The 16,399-nt window shown below is 43.8% G+C and carries 15 protein-coding genes; 10 read left to right on the forward strand and 5 right to left on the reverse strand.

Features of this window, described 5'->3' with window-relative positions; all coding sequences use genetic code 11:
• Window positions 1–66: 66 nt before the first annotated feature.
• Both ABD894_RS11590 and ABD894_RS11595 read left to right on the forward strand, forming a co-directional pair.
• Window positions 67–681, forward strand: a complete 615-nt coding sequence (locus tag ABD894_RS11590) for a TetR/AcrR family transcriptional regulator (RefSeq protein ID WP_345211194.1) — start codon at window positions 67–69, stop codon at window positions 679–681.
• A gap of 9 nt (window positions 682–690) precedes the next feature.
• The gene (locus ABD894_RS11595; RefSeq protein WP_345211195.1) at window positions 691–1,296 is read left to right on the forward strand and encodes a TetR/AcrR family transcriptional regulator; all 606 of its coding nucleotides are present in this window, start codon (window positions 691–693) and stop codon (window positions 1,294–1,296) included.
• Between the two features lie 2 nt (window positions 1,297–1,298).
• Here the strand turns inward: ABD894_RS11595 and ABD894_RS11600 are convergent, their stop codons facing one another.
• Window positions 1,299–3,869: a M1 family metallopeptidase gene (locus tag ABD894_RS11600; protein ID WP_345211196.1), complete on the reverse strand. Its 2,571-nt coding sequence runs from the start codon at window positions 3,867–3,869 to the stop codon at window positions 1,299–1,301.
• A 195-nt stretch (window positions 3,870–4,064) separates the two neighbouring features.
• A complete protein-coding gene (locus ABD894_RS11605) occupies window positions 4,065–6,794 on the reverse strand; it encodes a family 78 glycoside hydrolase catalytic domain (RefSeq protein ID WP_345211197.1) in 2,730 nt (909 codons plus the stop codon).
• Between the two features lie 183 nt (window positions 6,795–6,977).
• Here ABD894_RS11605 and ABD894_RS11610 point away from each other — a divergent pair, with 183 nt between their 5' ends.
• A complete protein-coding gene (locus ABD894_RS11610) occupies window positions 6,978–7,412 on the forward strand; it encodes a PAS domain-containing protein (protein ID WP_345211198.1) in 435 nt (144 codons plus the stop codon).
• A 5-nt stretch (window positions 7,413–7,417) separates the two neighbouring features.
• On the opposite strand, the gene ABD894_RS11615 is transcribed toward ABD894_RS11610, so the two are convergent.
• Window positions 7,418–9,037: an arylsulfatase gene (locus tag ABD894_RS11615; protein ID WP_345211199.1), complete on the reverse strand. Its 1,620-nt coding sequence runs from the start codon at window positions 9,035–9,037 to the stop codon at window positions 7,418–7,420.
• Window positions 9,038–9,234: 197 nt separating this feature from the next.
• On the opposite strand from ABD894_RS11615, the gene ABD894_RS11620 reads away from it, so the two are divergent.
• From ABD894_RS11620 to ABD894_RS11635, 4 genes are all read left to right on the forward strand, one after another.
• A complete protein-coding gene (locus tag ABD894_RS11620; RefSeq protein ID WP_345211200.1) occupies window positions 9,235–10,611 on the forward strand; it encodes an aspartate kinase in 1,377 nt (458 codons plus the stop codon).
• A gap of 102 nt (window positions 10,612–10,713) precedes the next feature.
• Complete coding sequence (locus ABD894_RS11625; RefSeq protein ID WP_345211201.1) at window positions 10,714–11,055, forward strand: hypothetical protein; 342 nt, start codon at window positions 10,714–10,716, stop codon at window positions 11,053–11,055.
• A gap of 141 nt (window positions 11,056–11,196) precedes the next feature.
• Window positions 11,197–11,385, forward strand: coding sequence for a hypothetical protein (locus ABD894_RS11630; protein WP_345211202.1), 189 nt, complete (start codon window positions 11,197–11,199; stop codon window positions 11,383–11,385).
• A gap of 52 nt (window positions 11,386–11,437) precedes the next feature.
• Window positions 11,438–11,692 carry a hypothetical protein gene (locus ABD894_RS11635; RefSeq protein WP_345211203.1) on the forward strand — a complete coding sequence of 85 codons (255 nt, stop codon included), beginning with the start codon at window positions 11,438–11,440 and terminating at the stop codon, window positions 11,690–11,692.
• A 54-nt stretch (window positions 11,693–11,746) separates the two neighbouring features.
• On the opposite strand, the gene ABD894_RS11640 is transcribed toward ABD894_RS11635, so the two are convergent.
• Window positions 11,747–12,022 carry a DUF4242 domain-containing protein gene (locus ABD894_RS11640; protein ID WP_345211204.1) on the reverse strand — a complete coding sequence of 92 codons (276 nt, stop codon included), beginning with the start codon at window positions 12,020–12,022 and terminating at the stop codon, window positions 11,747–11,749.
• 196 nt (window positions 12,023–12,218) lie between these two features.
• On the opposite strand from ABD894_RS11640, the gene ABD894_RS11645 reads away from it, so the two are divergent.
• The 3 genes from ABD894_RS11645 to ABD894_RS11655 all read left to right on the forward strand — a co-directional run bounded on the left by ABD894_RS11645 (window position 12,219) and on the right by ABD894_RS11655 (window position 14,441).
• Window positions 12,219–12,371, forward strand: a complete 153-nt coding sequence (locus ABD894_RS11645; RefSeq protein ID WP_345211205.1) for a hypothetical protein — start codon at window positions 12,219–12,221, stop codon at window positions 12,369–12,371.
• A 329-nt stretch (window positions 12,372–12,700) separates the two neighbouring features.
• On the forward strand, window positions 12,701–13,075 hold the full coding sequence (locus tag ABD894_RS11650; RefSeq protein ID WP_345211206.1) for a hypothetical protein: 375 nt from the start codon (window positions 12,701–12,703) through the stop codon (window positions 13,073–13,075).
• Window positions 13,076–13,310: 235 nt separating this feature from the next.
• On the forward strand, window positions 13,311–14,441 hold the full coding sequence (locus ABD894_RS11655) for a hypothetical protein (RefSeq protein ID WP_345211207.1): 1,131 nt from the start codon (window positions 13,311–13,313) through the stop codon (window positions 14,439–14,441).
• 79 nt (window positions 14,442–14,520) lie between these two features.
• On the opposite strand, the gene ABD894_RS11660 is transcribed toward ABD894_RS11655, so the two are convergent.
• Window positions 14,521–16,374, reverse strand: coding sequence for a right-handed parallel beta-helix repeat-containing protein (locus ABD894_RS11660; protein ID WP_345211208.1), 1,854 nt, complete (start codon window positions 16,372–16,374; stop codon window positions 14,521–14,523).
• Window positions 16,375–16,399: the final 25 nt, after the last annotated feature.

Below are 16,399 nucleotides of genomic sequence, written 5' to 3' on the forward strand. Positions count from 1 at the left end.
AATAAATAAACAGAAATTCATATTATCGTTTTTACTGAGTATTATGAGCCTATTATTAAGATATTTATGGGAAGTAAAGAAAGAATATTGCGCCTGAAAGACCAAACCAGGCGTAATATTCTTGATTCTGCCCTGGATATAGTTGAAACCGGTGGTTGTGATGCCTTAAGCATGCGCAAGCTTGCCGACCAGATAGAATATTCGCCGCCTGTTATTTACGAGTATTTCAGGAACAAGGAATGTATTTACCTTGAACTGGCCAAAAGAGGGCACCTTACCCTTGCCGAAAAAGTGCGCGAAGCCAAAAGCCGCCACCGCATCCCCGAAAAGCAGATAGAAGCCATGTGGATTGCCTACTGGAACTTCGCTTTTACACACAAAGTATTTTACCAGCTGATGTACGGCATCAACTTTGTTTGCGTACCTACAGAAAACGATTCGGCAGAGGCCAATTTAGTGCCCGACCTGATGACCGAAGTGATTGCCGCCCTGTTTAAAAACAAGCCGGTAAGCGACGAAACCATCCGGATGAAATACTACACTTACTGGGCGGTTGTACACGGCCTCATTTCGCTCAATATCATTCAACAAACTACCGACGAAAAAATGGGGCTCGAAATATTGACCGGGGCTGTAAAAGGCATTACCACCTCCATCATATTTGTACCGCCAATTAATTAACGAAGCTAAGTGACAGGTGCAGAGAAGATAATTGAGGGGAGCGAACAGCTGTTTTTAAACGCGGGTTTTAAGAGTGTAACCATGGATGATATTGCCAAACATTTAGGCATCTCCAAGAAAACCATATACCAGTTCTTTAAAAATAAGGATGAGTTAGTACAAGCCTTTGTGCAAAGCAAGCTCAATGCGGATCATAGCCATTTATGCGCGCTCATGAACCAATCGGGCAATATGATTGAGGAGTTGATCAGCATGACGCATTTTGCTGAGGAGTTGTTTTCGCGCGTTAACCCTATAGCTATTAACGAGCTGCAAAAGCACCACCCCGATGCATGGGCCCTCTTTCTGAAATTTAAGACCGATGTATTAACCCAAACCCTGGAACAGCTTTTAGCAAAAGGGATTAAACAAGGCTACATCCGCGATAGCATCGATGCCAAAATAATGGCACGTATGCGTATGAACCAGATTGAGACGGGTTTCAACACTACAATATTCCCGGTTGCTGAATATAATGTTTGGGAAGTACAATCGCAGTTTCTGCAACATTTCAACTACGGTATATGTACCTTTAAGGGCATCGAAATACTCAACAACTATAAACAAACCGCCTAATATTATTTGCCGCCAAACAGTTGATTGGCACGATACAAATTATCGGTAGCCTGCAAAATTTTGGCTTTCAGTTTAGGGTTATAATTTGGGTGTGATCTCAAAAAATCATCCACTACCTTAAGTGCCTCTTTACTCTGGTAATTGCCGAACACCGCCCCCAGCCACGATTGCGGGAAGAACACATCGCCGGTACGCTGTATCTCCTCTACCAACTGTAAACTTTGGGGTAGGTATTTTACAGCGCTTGCCTGCCTTAGCGGATGGTTCAGGTAATAAAGTGCAGATACTACCCAAGCCTCTTTTCGCCTGTTTTTAGTGTCTTTCAGGCTCTCGAAAAAAGCATCTCGTTCGTGCACATCTAATGACAGAGCTGGCATTAAAAAGGCAAGTCGATCCTTACGGTCGATGTTGGTTACCCTACCCTGCTGCTCTTTAATTACCGATGTCGCGGTATCGCTTTTTAGCGCGAGTGTTAAGGCCAGTGAAATATAATCGTCTTCGTTTAGTTTTACACCTGCGGGCGCTTGCTTATGCTGCCATATTTGGTACATTTTGCCTTGTACATCTTTGCTCAAATAAATATCCTGAACAGTTTTAAACAGAACCTTTTTATTATTGGCAGCCGTTTGGCTTTCCATAGCAGCTAACAAGGTTCGTTCTAAACCGGCGCTTAACGTAGTCCTTTCATCCGGACGTGTAAACTCCCAGAATATGGTGCCGATATAGCCGGTTAGCAAGCGCAGGTTCATTTCATTCTGCTCTGTTTGCAGCCCGCTGCTGAACAGTTTTAACAGTTCTGCCGGGGTAAATGACCTGCCGGCCAGCATGTTTTCGTAAGCATTGATATAGGCCGATGCACGCTGCAATGGGTTGGCAATAGCGAACAAACCAGCCTCCATGCCCTTATCCACCGGGAACAAGCCATAACCCATCCCATCGGCATTAAAGAGGATATATTGAGGTTTGCCCAATCCTTTTAAACCGTTTACAACAACCTGTTGCGCATTCATATTTACACTTACTGATCTGTTTCCCTCCGGATACACTAAGGTAACCTGAAACTGCTGCGGCCATATCCGCATGGCGCCATTTTCGGGGTGTTGCTCAATAGTAAATTGGCTGATCTTATCGCCCGCGTAACTTACCTTATAACTAAATATAGGTCTGCCTGGTTGGTTAACCCATACCTTGTTCCAGCTATATAAATCGGCTTTAGTATACTTGCTTAAAATAGCGATCAGGTCATTCCAGGTGGCGTTGCCGTACGCGTATTTTCTGAGATATTCCTGTACCCCTTTCCTGAAATTGTCCTTCCCCATCAGCAGCTCCAGCTGACGCATCATAATGGGTGCTTTATGGTAAATGATGTTGCCGTATAGTGAGCCTGCATCCTGCAAATTATCAAGCTGCTGCCTTATGGGGTTGGCACCGGCTGTACGGTCAATGCTGTAAGCGGCAGGGTAATGATCCTGCAAAAACTTAAGGTTGAAGGTTTCGGTACCCATTAGTTTTTCGGTTACCTTATCGGCCATAAAATTAGCGAACACTTCCTTCATCCACACATCATTAAACCAGGCCATGGTGACCATATCTCCGAACCACATGTGTGCTACCTCATGAGAAATCACGTTTGAACGGGCGATGTATTGATCTTTGGTAGCGCCATCATCTAAAAACAAGGCAGATGCTTTATACTGGATCTCGCCCGGATGTTCCATGCCACCGAACTGAAAATCGGGAATAGCCGCGAAACCTACTTTTTGAAACGGGTAAGGAATACCCGTCCACTGCTCCAGAAAAGCTATGGCATCTTCATGTGCCTTAAATAACGAACCAACGCTCAATCTGATCTTAGTGCTGTCTGTTTCGCGGTGCAGAAATTCGGACTGCCGCTTACCCGTCATTTGCCTTAGCGAGGTGTATTTACCAGCCGTGAACGAGAATAGGTAAGTAGGTAACTTATCTGAATTGGCGAAATGATAGGTGCAGCGCTCACCATTAAGCACCGAATCTTTTTTAACGGCATTGGCGAGTACGTTCCAGTCGACAGGCACTTGCAGGGTAAGCAGGAATTTCGATTTAAGATCGGGCTGATCAAAACACGGGAATACAGTTCGGGCACGATCGGGAACAAATAAGGCATACACAAACCCGGTGTTACGGTTAAGCGATTCGTTACCTGCCGTAAATTGAATAGTTAACTTGTTGGCCCCTTTATGCAGATACTTCGCGTCAATAACCAAATGCTCTTGCTGCCAGTTGGGTGTAGTCGTCGTACTGTTTATGGTAACGCTTTTAATATGACCGGCACTTTGCTTAAAATCAAGTTGCAGGCCTTGCGCTGTAGAACTAAGATCAAAACTGATGGTTTCTTCGGCTGCTATGGCGCTGTCCTTATCGGCAGGAATATTAAAGTTAATATCGTACTGAATATTAGTTAATACCTGGTGCCTGTAAGCAGCTAATGAATAAGAAACACCGGGTTCTACCTTTATTTCTTTTTTTTGCGCGAAACATGGGGTAGCAATACCTGAGATCAGTAAAGAATATATAAGCGTTGCGGAAAATTTCATTCAGTTATTATTATTTCTACCTGCGGAGGGTAAACAGCAGCATAGCATGGCCGAATATAATAAATAACGGACGGCACATCTAAAATCAACCGATAAAAAGCCCGTAACGGTGCTGATACATTTGATGCCTGTATAAAGCAGAAAAGGTATACCGATTACAGGCATACCTTTTCTTGTGCAGGTTAGATTTGTATATTATTTAGCTTTCTCGCTGTTAAAGTGATAACTGCCCGAACCTATGTTGAACACCTTAAAGCCGGGTACATCAGTGCCTGCCTTTATGTTTTTATCGTTCAGTACCGGGAGTTTTCCATCCAATATCGCGCCCTTACTATCCGGGAAATAAACGGTTGCTGTCGTGTTGGCGGGTATCACCACATCCAGCGAAAATTTATCGCCCTGTACTTTCCAGTTGGATATTAGCTTGCCGTACATGGTGGTATAATCCAGATTGGCATAGGTAAGGTTACCCCCTACTGTTGGTTTTATAGTGATATTTTTATAACCCGGCGCTTCAGTTTTAGTATCAACGCCTGCTATAACACGGTACATCCAATCGCCAATGGCACCGTAAGCATAGTGATTATACGAGTTCATTGACGCATCCTGAAAAGTGCCATCGGGTTTAATACCGTCCCAACGTTCCCAAATAGTGGTAGCACCCATTTTTACCGGGTATAACCACGATGGATAGGTTTCTTGCAGTAATAGTTTAAAAGCCACATCGGTATGCCCAAAACGACTTAGCACATGGCATAAATACGGGGTACCTAAAAAACCTGTGGTTAAGTGATCGCCATAACGGCCAATATTTGAAGCCAACCTGTCGGCAGCCTGCTGGCGCAGGTTCTCGGGCAGCATATCAAACTGCAAAGCAAGGGCATAAGCCGTTTGCGTATCAGATGAGATCAACCCGCTGCCGGTAACATATTCGTTTATGTAGGCAGCCTTTATTTTCGCCAGCAAAGCGGTATAAAAAGTTTCATCTTCTTTATTACCTAAAACCGCAGCCGCGTTGATCAATAATTGCGTTGAATGCGCATAAAAACATTGTGCTATAAGCGCTTTACTGGTTATGGCCGAACTACCGTCCACATCGTTATTTATACTGTAAAATAGCCAGTCGCCAAAGTGGTTAGTGGTATTCCAAAGATCGTTTTTAGCCTGGTTCTTCATAAAACCAACCCAGGCTTTCATACCCGCGTACTGATCCTGTAATATCTGCTTATCGCCGTAAGCCAGGTACATATTCCACGGTACTATGGTAGCCACATCGCCCCAGCCGGTACTGCCGCCAACTTCGTTGTTTCCGCCCGAAAACACATCGGGCACTACAAACGGAATACTACCGCTTTTAAACTGATCGGCAGATACATCCTTCAGCCACTTGGCAAAAAAGTTATGTACATCCATATTGAACGAGGCCGTACGTGAAAATACCTGCGCGTCGCCGGTCCATCCCAGGCGTTCGTCGCGCTGCGGGCAATCGGTAGGCACATCTAAAAAGTTACCTTTTTGCCCCCATTGAATATTATGCTGCAATTGGTTCAGCAAGGGGTTTGAGCAGGTGAACGTACCGGTAGGTTCCATATCCGAATATAATGCCACCGCTCTAAACTTACTGGTATCCAAGCTCCCTGCTATACCCTCTACCTTTATATACCTGAAACCCTGCCAGGTAAATTTCGGCTCGAAGAACTCTTCGCCGCCGCCTTTTAGTACGTAGATATTTTGCGCCCTTGCAGCCCTTAAGTTTTCGGTGTAAAAATTACCGGCCTTGTCAAGTACTTCATTGTGTGATATTTTGATAGAATCGCCGGCTTTCCCGGTAATTTTAAACTGCACCCAGCCTACCACGTTTTGCCCAAAATCAATCACCTTTTCACCTTTCGGGGTAGTGATTAGCTTTACTGGATTAAAAACGGCGTGCTTTCTTACAGGCTCATTATAGGTAGCAATCAGGCGATCTTTGCTGTAATCCTGCACCTTTACTGCATCCCAGCCTGCATCGTTAAACTTCGCTTTAGCCCAACCCGGTTTGGCAAGGCGGGCATCAATGTTAGCGCCATTGTAAATTTCGGCATAGCGCACTTCCGCGGTTGATGATTTCCAGCTTTCGTCTGATATAATGGTGTCGTGGCTGCCATCGGTATAGTTAACCTCTAACTGAAACAACAAAGCCACATCCGTACCATAATGATTGGGGCTTGGGTTACCTGGCCCAAGAGGACTACGGTACCAGCCGCTACCCAATTCGGCACCAATGGCGTTTTCACCTGGCAACAGCATATTGGTAACATCGTAAACCTGGTATTGCAGGCGTTTGTTATAGCTTGTCCAGCCCGGGGTTAAATAAGCATCGCCTACTTTTTTACCGTTGATCTGAGCTTCGTAAAAACCGTGCGAAGTTACGTAAGCTACCGCGCTTTTAACCTTTTTGGTAAGCGAAATGCTTTTACGCATTAGCGGACTTGGTTTGCCCACCACATCGCCGGCATAACCCGGCCCTATCCATTTGGCTTTCCAGTCGGCAGGTGTAAGCAGGCCCATACGCCAGGTAGCCTTAGCGCTCCATGGCGAAACACGACCGTTGTTATCCCAAATCCTTACCTGCCAGTAATATTGTTCGCCCGCTTTGAGGTCGGTACCCTGGTATGGTATATATAATGATTGATCGGCAGTAACTTTTCCGCTTTGCCAAAGTGTTTTGCCACCCTGTACGCCACCGGCCTTTATTTCGTAGGCGGTTTGCAATACGTTGCGTTTATTACCGGCCAATACCTGCCAGCTAAAGCGTGGTGTTTTGGCGTCAATACCAAGCGGATCTTTTTGATTTTCGGTACGTAACTGGGTTACGCCTAACTGCGCGAAACAGTTTAATCCTGCAAGGCAGGAAAACAAAATAGTAAGTAATAGTTTATTCATCAGGATATAATTGGGATAAAGCGGTTGCAATTTATAGCATAGCATGCCATAAACCTTCCTCAACTGTCTGCATTTTACAAAATAACAGTGGCTGTTAAGTGTATTTTATAGAAAATTTATATAATAAATCCCACTCAACCCTGTGAACAAAATGAACGAGTGCTGAACAAATCAATTTTTAATTTGTCACCGTATACAAGTTCGCGCCACATGAACTTTAAAGAACTTGAGATATCCGCCCTATTTGATACCACCTTACCGAGGATCATTTTGCGTGCGGATATACCAAACTTTACTATTCTGGCCTATAACGAAGCTTACAAGCATGCTACCTACACCCATCATCGCGATATTACCGGCTGGTACCTGTGGGAAGCCTTTAATCCCGACAAAGGCGGCGACGGCGTTAACACCTTATTTAAAGCATTGTTAAAGGCTGTAGAAACCAACGAAATAGTCATTACCGAACCCTTTTACTACAACATTCCATCTGTTGATGCCGGCGAATTTACCGAGAGCTGGTGGCAGCTGGATATTGTACCCTTAAAAGGTGATGGCGGGCGACCTGCATATTTGCTCATCACCACCAATAACCTTAATAACCGCATTTTCGCGTAACGCACCTATTTCGATTTATAATAATCTGTCCCTTTTGGGAACACCTTATGTGTATCGGCCCAGGTTTGCCATTTTTCATCGAGATCTTTCACCACATCAGGATACTGCTGCGCAATATTATTGCGTTCGGTGCGGTCATGTTCCAAATCGTATAACTCCCATCTTCCGTTAGGCAGACGCTTTACTCCTTTCCAGTTACCGTGCCTTACGGCGCAGTTTTCTTCATGTTCCCAATAAAAATAATCGTGTGTTTTACCGCTACCTGTTTTAAAGGCCTGCAACATGCTAATACCCTCGTTAGGGATAATGGTATTGCCATTATATGTTTTAGGATATTTTGCCCCGGCCAGTTCTATAAAGGTGGGCATCATATCAATAACATGATATGGCGTATTGCTCCATTTACCGGCCTGCGCTTTTATGCCATTTGGCCAACAGGCGATAAACGGCGCGGCCAGGCCACCTTCATAAGCCTGATTCTTCCATTTTTTAAAGGGAGTGTTTGATACATTGGCCCAGCCCGTACCATACGATACCGCCCAAAACTTCAGCGGGTCATTCACCTCCGCCATCGGGCCGCCGCCAAGTTCTTTGTACGGCTCGGCACAAGCGCCGTTATCCGACAGGAAAACGATCAACGTATTATCAAACTGTTTTTTAGCTTTCAGTGTACTGATGAGCTTACCAATGTTTTGATCCATACTGTATACTTGCGCGGCGTAAACGGCCATGCGGTAGGCTACATTTTCCTGTTCTTTTTTGGTAAGCTCATTCCAGGGGCGCATTTCGCGTTGGGCAAGCCCCCATTCGGGTTTGGTAAGCCCCATTTCGAGCTGTTTACGTAAACGTTCGTGCCGTACCGAATCCCAACCGATATTGTATTTATTGGCAAACAGCGCTATATCTTCCTTTTTAGCTTGCAAAGGCCAATGCGGCGCGTTATACGCGAGGTACATAAAGAAGGGTTTGGCATCGGCCTGATCATTAATAAAGCTTATTGCCTGTGTAGTAAAGGCATCGGTTGTATAATACCCCTCGGGGAAATCATACTGCATATCGCCATTACCTGTTGTTATACCTCGTGGCGGAAAAGGATGCAGATAGCTCGATCCGCCGCATAATATACCGTAAAATTTTTCAAAGCCGCGCTGCATAGGCCACTTCTCTTTACCGTGCATACCCACATGCCATTTGCCCGACATATAGGTATGATATCCTGCCGACTTCAATATCTCAGCAATGGTGACCGTGTTTTTACTGATGTAACCGCGGTAACCATCAACGCCTTCATTATGCGCGTCAACACTTTCCGGGTCTTCGGCCATACGGCCTACTCCTGCCTGGTGCGGGTGCAAACCGGTTAACAAGCTGGCCCTCGTGGGGCAGCACCGCGCATTATTATAAAATTGCGATAGCCTTACCCCCTTGCCTGCAAGCTCATCAATATTAGGCGTGGGTATTTCGCCGCCATAGCAACCAATATCCGAAAAGCCCATATCATCGGCCATAATTACAATAATATTGGGTCGCGGGGCTGGGGCAACAGCCTTATCCTTCGGGTTTTTAAAGAAGATCATGGCTAAAGCCAGCACACATAAGGCCAGCGAACTAAAAAAAGCTTTCATAGGTATATTTTAACCGGTATGTAAAAATAGTAATCTACTCCAAAAAACATTAACATGCTTATGCCTCGTTTGTTATAGGCCGATACACTATCAGTTCTTTAAAGCATTATAAGTATAGCTGTAAGCTGATAACATCATAAAATCCGTTAAATTTTATTGAAAAATTTATAGCTTCGGCCCTTCCAAAGCAATAAAAGATGTTGACAGTTGAAAAGATAGGCGGCACTTCGATGAGTGCACTTGAACAGGTAATTAATAACATTGTACTTTACGAGCGTACCGGCAAGCAATTATATAACCGCGTTTTTGTGGTATCGGCTTTTTCGGGCGTAACCAATATGTTGCTGGAAAATAAGAAGACCGCCGAACCGGGCGTTTATCATCGCATAGCCAAACACGAAGATTTCCATGCCCCTTTGCAGGAACTGGTGGTGCGCCTGAAAGCCATTAATCAACAATATGTATACCTCGGCCTTGATTTAAACGCCGCTGATACTTTTATTGAAAAACATATACAGGTAGCGCAAACTTACCTCGAAAACCTGGCCAACATACTGGCTTCGGGCTATGTAAGCCGCGAAGGTATCTTACTGGCCGCGAGAGAAATATTAGCCTCTATTGGCGAAACACATTCGGCATTTAACCTCACCAATATTCTGCAAAGCCGAGGCATCAATACACGGTTAATTGACCTGAGCGGGTTTGACGATCAGCGCCCTTTCACCATCGACCAGCGTATTAAGGAAGCTTTTTCAACCATAGACCTGGAGCAGTGTATATGCATTGTTACCGGTTATACCAAAGGTACCGAGGGCATTATGCGCGAGTTTGACCGCGGCTATTCGGAAGTAACTTTCAGCAAGATTGCCGAGATATTAAAACCACAGGAAGCCATTATTCATAAAGAGTACCACCTGTCAACCGCCGATCCGGGTATTGTAGGTATCGAAAATTGCAAACCCGTGGGTTATACCAATTACGACATTGCCGATCAACTGGCCGACGTAGGTATGGAGGCCATACATCCGAAGGCATCAAAACCATTAGAAATAAACGGCATTAACCTGCGTATTAAAAACACCTTTGAACCGGCACATCCGGGTACACTCATCACCCGCGAATACGTATCGGAACAAAAACGTGTGGAAGTGATCACCGGGATTGATAAACTGATGCTGATCGATGTGTACGACCCATTGATGGTAGGCAATGTGGGTAGCGATTTGCAGATCATGCAGCTTTTCTTTCAGCATAAAATTAGCTACACCTTTAAGGCTACCAGCGCCAACAGCATTTCTATAGTGATATGGGAGGCCGATTTTAAGCAGGAACTGATCACCGACCTGGAAGCTGCCTTTGAAAAAATAACGGTAGATAACGTGGCTATGGTTTGCCTGCTGGGCAGCAATATGGATCAGCCCGGCTTACTGGCTAAAAGCGCGAATGCCATGGCTCAAAATAATATTAACATTATAAGCGCCGGTTTTGCGTTGCGCAAGGTTAACATTCAGTTCCTCATCTCGCGCGAATCATTTAAAACGGCCATTATAGCGTTAAATGAGGCATTAGGTTAGCAATGAGGCGCTTTAAAAGAAAAAGCGTCTTGTAACTTTTTTTTTACAAAGCATTAGTACTAAAAGGAGTAAAACTATCGCTTTACATGTATATTTGTTTATATGCGTTTAAAGCCGGGTAAATTTCTTTTACTGATAGTTTTCCTGAGCATAGCTTCAATAGCATGCGCTATACCACTGCGTGCCGTTATCAACCTGAAAGCCGACGCGTACCGACAAGCCATCCTGAACCCGCAAAGCGATCAGGAACTGGATGTTCAGATCATTTGCCCTTTAAGTAATTCTATACACCGGGTAACAGAACCTTTTGTTTTGTTAGTACCGGTTGGCACCCCTTCTTTAAAAGTTTACCCCGTTAGCGTTGATGTTAAAATTAATTTAACTGATACGTACATACGGTCGGCAAACCGTTTAATGCTCTATCCTTTTCACGGGTTCTGGTAGTACCGCCAATTAAAGATCATTCCTGCGCCGCATTAAAATTTGAAGCATCAATCTACCTGCTTTAAATGAACAGCGGCATAGCACGGAAACATTTTAATGGCTACAGTACACAATTTATGAATCATTTAACAGAAAAACAGGATGAGTAAGCACCATTTAACAGTTCAAACAAGGTTATTGTACATAGGCAGAGGATTTGAAGGCTTCCGCGAAGACGAACCCCACATGACCTTTTTAGGTTACGACGGTTGTGGCTGGTCGAGTATATGGGTTGATTACCTGGGCATTGCTCGCTTTATCACACTTGATGATGTTGAAATAGCCGAATAATAACACCAGTTCTTCTGCACATATTAATTAACCAATGCGCTTTTATCAAAAAATGAAAAAGTTACAGCGTAAGGTTGCCAGTTTACTGAAAACCGAACTTAAAGAATTATACACAATTACCATACGTGGAATACAGATAGAAATAAGCATTCCCTCAACCGATTTTGAAACACGCCTGGGGCTTTTGCTGCAGCGTATTCAACAAATCATTGAGGCCTACTTTCCCTCACGGCAGGACGACCTGCTGATACTGATCAGGGATACGGGCAACCGGTATGCAAATACATTCAAGATCTGGAAATCATAAATTCCACGTTCAGCAAAAGCCGCTACCCGATAGCGGCTTTTGCTTTTATATCTCCTACCAGTTGCCTGTTGTAGGGTCAATAACCGCCTTTACCTCGGCAACCGACGTAACCGGGAAGTTGCCTTTAGCAGCGTGTTCGCGTACTACCTCTTCGCTTTCGGCTATGTGTATACAATATATCTTATCGTCGGTAACGAATGATTGCACCCAGTGGTAAGGTTTGCCTAAGCCATCAACCACGGCGCATGATGTTTGGGTGATGCCTGCAAGTTCTTCGCTGCTTAACTTACCGGCACCCGGTAAGTGGCGTTCAATTACAAATTTTTTCATGAGAGAGCGTTGTTTTTACTTATACAATATTAAAACTCGGCCATTATTTTACCGGTAGTGATTTCACCTGTTTTGCGTGGTATTATCCCCGTTTTTACAACCGTTTGTTGTAATTAAAAAACACGTTTTATGCTAATACTATGGTTTAAAAGCAGACCCTATTGTTTAAATTTATCATGATAAAGAAACAGTTACGATGAGCAACAAACAGATCAGGCCCGAATGGGTGCCTTCTGCCTATCAGGAGGCGGAAAAAACCGAACAGATACATCGGATTAAAAACACCGGTATATTATATAACGGGTTAAGCGCTAAGCATCCGGATGTGGAAAACATAGCTATCGTTTAGCGAAAGGAAGCATGTTAACTTTATGGCGCAAAAGATAAAATTTTCTTACAGCTGATTTGTGTATTTCCTTTTCGGAAACCGATGAATAGATGTTACACCACACAAATTAATCGATCAGTTAATCCAAACGAGAAAAATTGCGGGAAATGAGTAATATTTTTCACACTTTGTGTAAATTGTTTCACTACAAACGTTCCCCATTTCTATTTTCGGATAAATTATGTATATTAACCAGTAGATAATGCAAAGCAGACACACAACCAAACGTTGTAAAACGCTTTGCATAAACAAATTGGCCTGATTGTTGCAAACTTTCTTCACCTACAACCATGAACAAACACCGCGGAAAATTAGTTGAAAACTTTGTAAGAAAGACCGGCATCAATATAAGTGATTTAGCCAGGAGCTTAAGTGTTGACCGTAGAACCATTTACAATTGGTTCAAACAGGAACAGTTGAGCGAACCCGTCATTTACCGCATTGCGGTAACGTTGAATTATGATTTCGCGGAAGAATTTCCGGGATTATTTGCTGCTGAAGATCTTAAACAACGCACGCAGGCGAAACAACCAACAGATCATCGTGAAGACGAAAAGTGGAAAGATAAGTATATCGATCTGTTGATCAAATACACCCACCTGCTCGAAAATACCGGCGCTAATGCAACAAGCGATCCTAAGATAAAGCATCTCGGCGGCAGGTAGTTTATTGGTTGTAAATGTGTTAAAAAGGTTAATCGACAGTCCCCACGTCTGCAACCTTTTTTAACTGACCGTTTTTAAATACCACGTATATGTTAACATACTGTTTGTTAATGGCATGCTTATAGGGCTGCTTTTAACGCAACGGTTATGCCGGCATATTAAGTTAATGACAATTTCAGTCTCCCTTAAAAAGAGACCTAATTTAAAACATTCACTTTATCACGTTGAAGAACCAATGCTTATATCCATCCTCAATAAAATCAAACAAAAAGCCGTACGTGTTTATATACGCTACTTTTACGGCCTGTTTTCCGATCCGCAGAATAAGCAATCCTCATTTGCGGTAATAGGCGAATTGGGGCATGGCAGGCCTTATGTAAAACAATATTTAGGCTCGCAAAATTTCAGCCTTATCCGGAAGTATTTCTCAAATAGCATCGCTACACAAAAAGAGTTGCTTAGCAATACCGGGCTGGTTGTTGTCACAGAAAAGATGCTGCTGAAAGTACCCGTTGAGGATACCCTGATGGTACCCGACCTGGTTTGGCTCATTATTCCGTTACCTGCAACGTTTGACGAGTACCGCAACGCGCTGCCAAAATCTGCCCGTTCAGATCTTAGCCGCATTAAACGTGAAGGTTATACGCATGCCCTGTCGACCGATATCAACTGGGTTGAAACCTTTTTCCATAACTACCACCTGCCTGCCATGCAGCTAAGGCATGATACGGGCGCTTACATTACCCAAATAAACGCGCTTAAAGACCAGCTAAGGCAAAAGGGATCCGAGTTCATCAACATATGCCATAACGATGTATGTGTGGCCTCAATGCTTACACTGCTTAACGATGGCAAGTACACGCTATCGCAAATGGGATGGCTAAACGGCGATTCGGCGCTGGTGCATTCAGGAGCGGTGGCCGCGCTTTACTGGCAAGCTATTCAAAGAGCATATCAACTGGGTTGCGACCAGATCATTTTAGGCGGCACACCGGCACACATTGATAACGGTGTACTGGTATTCAAAGCCAAATGGGGCGCACGTATCAGTAAAGAGAAATTCCATAACATTAATTACCTGCTGATAAACCCGGATAACGCTACCTGTTACAGTTTCTTAACCAGGGTATCGTTAATAGTGATTGGTAAGGATAACAAGCTGATATTGCTCACCGGCAAAAAACCCGACGAACTAAAAGTAAAGGACTCTATACTGAAAGACATATCGTTTTGGTACGTACTGCGCGATAGTAAAACAGCTAAACCTAACCACGACGACTTGCCGTTATCAATTAAAGGCTGGTATGATAAAGTCCCGGTTGCGCTTGCTACTGCAACTGTTGTAAATACTTTAGTTATTTATTGATACACCAATATCTTTAAAATAGAAATGGCAAGGGCTTAACACCTTGCCATTATTGTTTGCTGTAAACTATGAAATAAGCTTATTTATTGATCAGTTTGTTTCCGCTAATTGCCACGTTACTGCAATCCACCAACTTTAAAAGATCACTTATATCGACAGCATTAGCCACTTTAATAGTATTGTTGGCTATAGTTATATGAGTAGTACTTTTAGCGGCAAACAGTTCTTTATCCTTTAGTTGAAAGGTGTTGTTCGTTACGTTTATATAAGCGTGTACAGGTTCAGGGCCATTAACCGTATTTTCGGGGTGAATAAAAATAACCGGGCCACCGCAGAGGTTAAAGTTATTATGACTGATAGTTACATTGGTAACCATACCCGATTCAAACCAGCTTGATGCATCATCACTAATAAAAATGGGGCTCATGTGGGTTTGCTCGAAGGTATTATGTTCAATCAGCACTTTGCGCCTTGTGGTAGTGAGTACGCCGCGTGTAGGTATGCGGGTTACCGTGGTATGATGTATCCAAACCTGCGGTGTAGCTGTAGTATTTTCTACCACCAACCCATCTTTTACTTTACCTAATAGTGGCTTTTTAAACGTGAGTAGAAACTCTTTATCGTTAAGTTGTTTCGCAACAGCAACAACATTGTCTTCAACAATCAACAGGCTTTCCGGGTTAATAAAACTCACACTGTCTTTAGCGGCGAAGGCTTCAAAACCAAATGTTTGTCCGTGCATAAACTTAACCTGTACCTGGTTGGGCGCAAGTATTTTTGTTATTTTCAGATGGGTGCCATGCACATTAACAGCATCATCATTAGCTGCCGACAGGTACGAGTTGGCCACTTCTATCTTACCGCTGCATCCCGAAAAGTGCAATATATCTGCCCAGGCAGCGCAGGTACGCCCGGAATTTTCAGCAGGTTTTACCACTACCTTGTCCATATTAATGTTACGGCAATACTGGCTTACCACACCCATCCCGTGCATAAAATAAATGCGGATATTATTCAGCTTGATATTGCTACTGTAGCGCATAAACACACCTGCACAATCCCGCGTTACATCACGGTTTTGGTAGATATTCCCCTTTGCAAAACCGGGATTATTTTTGAAATAGATGCGCGCATTACGTCCTCCACCTGCCACAAAACGAAGCTCTTTCATAGGCATATCCATACGTTGCAGATCATTGCTCTGCGGGTTAAGCACCTGCCAGTAACCATCGGGCTGATAGCTCCAGCCATCGCCTATCCAGGTGATCAGGCTGTCTTTAATACTAAATTTCGAATCGGGATGAATGGTAACATCGGCATAACCATCACCTACATTAGTAACCTGTAATTCAGATACTGTAGGCCGGTTATAATCAAAGCTTAAGCCGGTAATGCTGATATTATCGCAATGGTCAACCAGCGTTTCAAGCATTTTGCCATGCAGCACAATATTAGCCCCGGTACCCTGCACCTGCACATAACGGCAGTTATCAAAAAATAGCGCTATGGCTTTGGGCTCGTAAGGTTTATCGTTTGTGTTTGAAATATGCAGCTGCTTTTTTACCGCGTCATCCGGAAAGATATCATACCTGCCGGGTGCAAGTTTTACAGTTACGGGCGCTTGCTTATTGCCCTTCCCCTTTATTACTAACGACTGCCTGAACTCCCCTCCTGCCAAAACCTCCACCACATCACCTGCCGAAAGTTGCAGGCGGTTAACGGGTACAAAGGTTTTCCAGGCTTGTTGCTTACCGGTACCCGTGTTTTTATCATCCCCGGTTTGGGGGTTTACAAACCAGGTTTTACCCTTGGTTACCCCTTTAGTATTTGAAAAATGTTTGCCCGTTTTAGTTTGGGCGAATAATGTGCAGGTGCCAAAGCATAGCAGTAGCAAAGGCACACAAATTTTTAAGCGCGCAATAATTTTTTGCATGTTTTAGGTTTGTAGTAATACTTTG

Origin of the sequence: Mucilaginibacter gynuensis, assembly GCF_039541195.1 — a bacterium.
GTDB lineage: Bacteria > Bacteroidota > Bacteroidia > Sphingobacteriales > Sphingobacteriaceae > Mucilaginibacter > Mucilaginibacter gynuensis.